Raw genomic sequence first — 7,001 nt, 5'->3', positions numbered from 1 at the left:
CCTAATTCGTCAACTGGCGCGGCAAGGTAAAACACGAACTATTCGGGAACAGGCAATGAAGAAGTTGGATATGATTTATTGACTCTTTTTTATCCGCAGGAATTAGCGATATTCAAGTCAAAAGCTCGCAGATTATATTAACAACGAAACATAAAGAAATGTTGCGAACGTGGTCGAAGAGTGTTGCTAAAGTTGGTGTATAACGGGCATGTGTGGACTGCACGCTTTAGCCGCGCAATCCACATCAATATTTGGCAGTCCGGTTATGCAGCAACAATGCTGTCAATCGCTGCTTTTGCGTCAGACTGCGCTTTCGCTGCCATTTCCGGGCCGTACGCGATCCCTTCGGCGAAGACAAATTTCACATCGGTAATGCCGATAAAGCCCAGGAACGTGTTCAGGTACGGAGTAACCAGATCCGTTGGTCCATCTTTATGGATGCCGCCGCGGCTGGTAATAACGACGGCTTTTTTACCGGTTATCAGACCTTCCGGGCCCTTGTCGGTGTAGCGGAAGGTAACGCCAGCGCGTGCCACCAGGTCAAAATAGTTTTTTAACTGAGTTGAGATGTTGAAGTTGTACATCGGTGCCGCAATAACGATCACGTCGTGGGCTTTCAGCTCGTTAATCAGTTCATCAGAAAGAGCAAGGGCTTCTTTTTGACGCGGGGTCAGCGGGGAATCGCTCGGACGCAGCGCGCCAACCAGTTCGCCATCCAGTACCGGAATCGGGTTAGCGGCCAGGTCGCGAACGGTAATTTCATCCGCAGAATGTTTTTCACGCCACTGTTCAACAAAATAGTCAGACAACTGACCAGACTGAGAGTACCCTGCCAGAATGCTGGATTTGAGAACTAATACCTTGCTCATGGTGTTTCCTTTTAGATGTTTGAATGGGCATTGCCCCGTTGCTTGTTGACACTCTATTCACAATCCTGCCACAGAGATAGCGCAATATATCGAAGCCTATGTTCGAATTTATTGAACAACACATAGAAAGCCGCGATGTGGTACTCTATATCTATCATTTAAAAGAAATTTAATCAGGCATCTCACTGCCCACTAACGTTATGACAGAACAACAGAAATTGACTTTTAACGCCCTTCAGCAACGCCTGGATTCGTTAATGTTGCGTGACAGACTGCGTTTTTCTCGCCGTCTGCATGGGGTGAAAAAGGTTAAAAATCCTGATGCACAACAGGCCATTCTCCAGGAGATGGCGAAAGAAATTGACCTGGCGGCAGGGAAAGTTCTGCTACGAGAAGCGGCACGCCCGGAAATTACCTATCCAGATAATTTGCCGGTGAGTCAGAAAAAACAGGACATTCTGGACGCTGTGCGTGATAACCAGGTTGTGATTGTCGCTGGGGAAACAGGGTCTGGTAAAACCACTCAGTTGCCGAAAATCTGTATGGAACTGGGGCGTGGAATTAAAGGTCTGATCGGACATACCCAACCTCGTCGTCTGGCGGCACGTACCGTGGCGAACCGTATTGCGGAAGAGTTGCAAACAGAGCCGGGCGGCTGCATCGGTTATAAAGTCCGTTTTAGCGATCACGTCAGTGAGAACACGATGGTCAAGCTGATGACTGACGGTATTCTGCTGGCGGAAATCCAGCAGGATCGGCTGCTGATGCAATACGACACTATCATCATCGATGAAGCGCACGAACGTAGCCTGAATATCGATTTTCTGCTCGGCTATTTGAAAGAGCTGTTGCCGCGTCGCCCGGATCTGAAAGTGATCATCACCTCAGCAACTATCGATCCAGAACGATTCTCACGCCATTTTAATAATGCGCCAATTATTGAAGTCTCCGGTCGCACTTATCCGGTGGAAGTGCGCTATCGCCCGATTGTTGAAGAAGCCGATGACACCGAGCGCGACCAGTTGCAGGCTATTTTCGATGCGGTAGAAGAGCTAAGTCAGGAAAGCCCTGGTGATATCCTGATCTTTATGAGCGGTGAGCGGGAAATTCGCGATACCGCCGATGCGTTGAATAAGTTGAATTTGCGTCATACGGAAATTCTGCCGCTCTATGCACGACTGTCTAACAGCGAACAGAATAGGGTGTTCCAGTCGCACAGCGGACGGCGCATTGTACTGGCGACCAACGTCGCGGAAACCTCGCTGACCGTACCGGGCATTAAATACGTTATCGACCCTGGCACAGCGCGTATCAGTCGTTATAGCTATCGAACCAAAGTGCAGCGTTTGCCTATTGAGCCCATTTCGCAGGCTTCTGCTAATCAGCGTAAAGGCCGCTGCGGACGTGTGTCAGAAGGGATCTGTATTCGTCTCTATTCCGAAGACGATTTCCTCTCGCGCCCGGAGTTTACCGACCCGGAGATTCTGCGTACCAACCTGGCCTCGGTTATTTTGCAGATGACCGCGCTGGGACTGGGCGATATCGCCGCGTTCCCGTTTGTCGAAGCGCCAGATAAACGCAATATTCAGGATGGCGTGCGTCTGCTCGAAGAATTAGGCGCGATCACCACTGATGAACAGGCCAGCGCCTATAAACTGACGCCGCTTGGTCGCCAGCTTTCACAACTGCCTGTCGACCCACGTCTGGCGCGTATGGTGCTGGAAGCGCAGAAACATGGCTGCGTGCGTGAGGCGATGATTATCACGTCCGCGCTCTCCATTCAGGACCCACGTGAGCGTCCGATGGACAAACAGCAGGCATCGGACGAAAAACATCGTCGTTTCCACGACAAAGAATCCGACTTCCTGGCGTTTGTAAATCTGTGGAATTATCTCGGCGAGCAGCAAAAGGCGCTCTCTTCAAACGCCTTCCGCCGCCTGTGTCGCACCGATTATCTCAACTACCTGCGCGTGCGCGAATGGCAGGATATCTATACCCAGTTGCGCCAGGTAGTGAAAGAACTTGGCATTCCGGTTAACAGCGAGCCGGCGGAGTATCGTGAAATTCACATTGCGTTGCTGACCGGTTTGCTTTCGCATATCGGGATGAAAGATGCCGATAAACAGGAATATACCGGAGCACGTAACGCGCGTTTCTCCATCTTCCCCGGTTCTGGTTTATTCAAAAAGCCGCCGAAATGGGTAATGGTGGCGGAACTGGTAGAAACCAGCCGCCTGTGGGGGCGCATTGCGGCACGCATCGATCCTGAATGGGTAGAACCGGTCGCTCAGCATTTAATCAAACGCACCTACAGCGAACCGCACTGGGAACGGGCGCAGGGCGCGGTGATGGCAACCGAAAAAGTCACCGTTTACGGGCTGCCGATTGTTGCTGCGCGTAAGGTCAACTACAGCCAGATCGATCCGGCGTTATGTCGTGAACTTTTTATTCGCCACGCGCTGGTGGAAGGTGACTGGCAGACGCGTCACGCATTCTTCCGCGAAAATCTGAAACTGCGGGCCGAAGTGGAAGAGCTGGAACACAAATCACGTCGCCGCGATATTCTGGTGGATGACGAAACGTTGTTTGAGTTTTACGACCAGCGCATCAGCCACGATGTGATCTCCGCACGCCACTTCGACAGCTGGTGGAAAAAAGTTAGCCGCGAAACGCCTGATTTGCTCAACTTTGAAAAGAGCATGTTGATCAAAGAAGGTGCGGAAAAAATCAGCAAGCTGGATTATCCGAACTTCTGGCATCAGGGCAATCTCAAGCTGCGTTTGAGCTATCAGTTTGAGCCGGGGGCGGATGCTGACGGCGTGACCGTGCATATTCCGCTGCCGTTACTTAACCAGGTTGAGGAGAGCGGATTTGAATGGCAGATCCCTGGCCTGCGTCGTGAGCTGGTTATTGCACTGATAAAATCGCTGCCGAAACCGGTACGGCGTAATTTTGTACCCGCGCCAAACTACGCCGAAGCGTTTTTAGGCCGCGTCACACCGCAGGAGCTGCCGTTGCTCGACAGCCTTGAGCGCGAGCTACGGCGGATGACAGGTGTTACCGTTGACCGCGAAGACTGGCACTGGGATCAGGTGCCCGATCACCTGAAAATTACCTTCCGCGTGGTGGACGACAAAAATAAGAAGCTAAAAGAAGGGCGCTCATTACAGGATCTGAAAGACGCCCTGAAAGGCAAAGTACAGGAAACGCTGTCCGCAGTGGCGGATGACGGTATTGAGCAGAGCGGCCTGCATATCTGGAGCTTTGGTCAACTGCCGGAAAGCTACGAACAGAAACGCGGCAACTACAAAGTGAAAGCGTGGCCGGCGCTGGTGGATGAGCGCGACAGCGTGGCGATCAAACTGTTTGATAACCCGCTAGAGCAAAAGCAGGCGATGTGGAACGGTCTTCGCCGTTTACTGCTGCTGAATATTCCATCGCCGATTAAGTATCTGCATGAAAAGTTACCAAACAAAGCCAAGCTGGGTCTGTACTTTAACCCGTATGGCAAAGTGCTGGAGCTGATCGATGACTGTATCTCATGCGGTGTGGATAAATTGATTGACGCCAATGGTGGCCCGGTCTGGACGGAAGAGGGGTTTGCGGCGCTGCATGAAAAAGTGCGCGCTGAACTGAACGACACGGTGGTGGATATTGCGAAGCAGGTCGAGCAAATCCTTACGGCAGTGTTCAATATCAACAAACGTCTGAAAGGGCGCGTTGATATGACCATGGCGCTGGGGCTTTCTGATATCAAAGCGCAGATGGGTGGGCTGGTGTATCGCGGTTTTGTCACTGGCAACGGCTTCAAACGCCTGGGCGATACTTTGCGTTATTTGCAAGCGATTGAGAAACGGCTGGAAAAACTGGCGGTCGATCCGCATCGTGATCGCGCCCAGATGCTGAAAGTCGAAAACGTCCAGCAGGCGTGGCAGCAATGGATCAACAAGCTGCCTCCCGCGCGCCGTGAAGACGAAGACGTAAAAGAGATCCGCTGGATGATTGAGGAGTTGCGCGTCAGCTACTTCGCGCAACAGCTCGGCACGCCATATCCGATCTCTGATAAGCGTATTTTGCAGGCGATGGAGCAGGTTACCGCCTGACGTCTTTTCTGCCGTCTCCCTCTCCGTAACCCGGTTAGCGCAAGCTGCCGGGTTTCTTTATAAATTCCGAAAAAGTCGCTACGCAATAGGGTAAGTCCGAGGAGAAGAGTAACCTTTTCGCGTGCAGATAAATCAATCCGGGTGGGGCGGTAGCGTGTCATGTGCCGATTGGATAAGGTGTAGGACAGGACGTAATTCTAAATGAAAAGGAGTCTCAAGATGGTTGTTAATTCAACTGAATATAAATATGTTATGCAGCAGTATCAAAGTAATGACGAAGAAATACTGGTGCTTTTTAGCGATACCGGCGGTGGCGCCGGGCGAATTAAAGGTGCGCATCTGTGGACGGCGAGCGCTAACTTTATTGCGTATAAAAACCTTGCTACAGGTGAAATCAGTACGGAAGATGGGCGGATTGAGTGGTTGCTCAGTGACGAAGATATCAAATTACACGGCTCTACATATCCGTTCCATTTTAAAAAAAGCGGTATATATCGTTTACGCGTGCGATCACTTATTGATAAAACTGTCGCTGAAGATAAATCCCCCGCATTTTATAATCGCTTTTTTGTGCTTGATATAATTGAAGAAAACACACTCTGTGATGCGCTAAGCGACATTTTGGCTGAATATCGAAAGCCTGTACTATTGCAGGATGAATTACTTGGACAATTCACGCTGGATAAAGACTATTCTCACTTTTCTGGTAAAATAACGTGGCTGAATAATAATGTTTTTGTGCATTTAAATATCGATAAAGCGAATAAAAGTAGTTGGCAGGCTGCGTTGGGTCATTTGCGGTATCTCTATGATCACCAGCAAGAAAAAGACAGTGAATTTCGCCAGTTTGCAGCGGAGGAACTTACTGAGCTCGCCAATGACTGGCTGGATGATGAGGATGCTGATGAAATTACAGAAACCTCTTTTGCGGAAAGAATGACGCTTTGTGAGCTGGTTATTGAAGCTGATGGCGATTTTACCGTCTATTACAGTGATGATGATATGTTTTATGGTCATTCTATCGACGTCTCGGGCAATATTGCATATGGTGCAACTAGCGCAAATATTGTCGGATAAATGAAAGATTTTGGCCGGATAAGGCGTAGTCGCCTTCCGGCTGTTTTCCTCGTTCAGGAATGGGGGCACGCACAAAATAGCGCTCTGGCTATTTATTGCCATTTTCTGCATTGAGTCTGGAATGCGCTTCGCGATATGGCGAACGCTGGATAATATTCTGTGGGGGACTGGCGAATATCGCGTTGATATTATGCGTTATGATAATATTTCCTTTGGCTATCACTGCAATAATAATATTCAGGAAAACATCAAATGAGAAAGAAAGGATATTCAATATTGGTTGTTGTGATCGTTATCGTTTGTGTAGTATTTTTCGTGATAAGAAAACATTACCACACGCAGGCAGAAATTAATCTGGCAAATTTTTTCGTTTTTGCCGGTGCGTCGTCATTGCCGGAGAATATCGCTAGTATACGCATAGAAAGCAACGGCAAATTACCCGATAAACCGGATTATCACTATCTCACTGAGTTAACATTTGATGATATCGGGATGATCAACTCAGTCAATATGCAGGAACAGAGCAATGAAGGCCCGGATTACACGTTAAGCATAAAACGACAGGATAAAACATGGCAGTTGACTGACAAGACCGTGATTAAATTGGGCGATAAAATTTTAGGGCAATGGAACGGCAGCGAAACGTTTATCCGCGATAAAAAAGGGCGCATTATCAGTTCGGCAGGGAAATTCGCAATAGTGACTGATCGTTATAGTCATGACCTGAATTTTAATACTCGCTATTACTATGATGGCAACCACCTGATAAAAATAAAAAGAGATGGCGCTAAGCTGGAAAGAACAGAATATTATCACTACGACCAGCAAGATCGCCTGATGGCGATCGACAGCAATCGCGAACAGAGTCAGATTTCGTGGGACGACCAAAATCGCTGGCGGGCAACAAAAGTGGTTTACGATGGAAATGATGCAACGTATGAAACCTCAACCT

General features: G+C 49.1%; 6 protein-coding genes. 5 read left to right on the top strand and 1 reads right to left on the bottom strand.

From position 1 onward, the window contains the following. Positions 1–4: 4 nt before the first annotated feature. Positions 5–82, top strand: a complete 78-nt coding sequence (locus EA14781_RS26115) for a DUF2773 domain-containing protein (protein ID WP_369596080.1) — start codon at positions 5–7, stop codon at positions 80–82. Positions 83–263: 181 nt separating this feature from the next. Here EA14781_RS26115 and azoR read toward each other — a convergent pair whose 3' ends face one another. Next, positions 264–869: an FMN-dependent NADH-azoreductase gene (gene azoR, locus EA14781_RS21240; protein WP_000048919.1), complete on the bottom strand. Its 606-nt coding sequence runs from the start codon at positions 867–869 to the stop codon at positions 264–266. Between the two features lie 200 nt (positions 870–1,069). Between azoR and hrpA the strand changes: the two genes are divergently transcribed. From hrpA to EA14781_RS21225, 4 genes are all read left to right on the top strand, one after another. Then, positions 1,070–4,972, top strand: a complete 3,903-nt coding sequence (gene hrpA, locus EA14781_RS21235) for an ATP-dependent RNA helicase HrpA (protein ID WP_000139505.1) — start codon at positions 1,070–1,072, stop codon at positions 4,970–4,972. 219 nt (positions 4,973–5,191) lie between these two features. Then, positions 5,192–6,049: a DUF2262 domain-containing protein gene (locus EA14781_RS21230; protein WP_000261318.1), complete on the top strand. Its 858-nt coding sequence runs from the start codon at positions 5,192–5,194 to the stop codon at positions 6,047–6,049. Positions 6,050–6,170: 121 nt separating this feature from the next. Next, complete coding sequence (locus EA14781_RS25895; protein WP_002462180.1) at positions 6,171–6,305, top strand: hypothetical protein; 135 nt, start codon at positions 6,171–6,173, stop codon at positions 6,303–6,305. Then, a partial coding sequence (locus EA14781_RS21225) for a hypothetical protein (protein ID WP_001227458.1) occupies positions 6,302–7,001 on the top strand: 700 nt, incomplete at its 3' end. The genes EA14781_RS25895 and EA14781_RS21225, both read left to right, overlap by 4 nt.

The sequence above is a fragment of the Escherichia albertii NBRC 107761 = DSM 17582 genome, assembly GCF_000759775.1.
GTDB lineage: Bacteria > Pseudomonadota > Gammaproteobacteria > Enterobacterales > Enterobacteriaceae > Escherichia > Escherichia albertii.
This window is presented reverse-complemented; position numbering and strand designations above follow the sequence as displayed.

What these genes read in the sequence shown, in the direction of transcription:
- azoR (WP_000048919.1), bottom strand. Translation starts at nt 869, where the DNA reads ATGAGCAAGGTATTAGTTCTCAAATCCAGCATTCTGGCAGGGTACTCT.
- hrpA (WP_000139505.1), top strand. Translation starts at nt 1,070, where the DNA reads ATGACAGAACAACAGAAATTGACTTTTAACGCCCTTCAGCAACGCCTG.
- EA14781_RS21230 (WP_000261318.1), top strand. Translation starts at nt 5,192, where the DNA reads ATGGTTGTTAATTCAACTGAATATAAATATGTTATGCAGCAGTATCAA.
- EA14781_RS25895 (WP_002462180.1), top strand. Translation starts at nt 6,171, where the DNA reads ATGCGCTTCGCGATATGGCGAACGCTGGATAATATTCTGTGGGGGACT.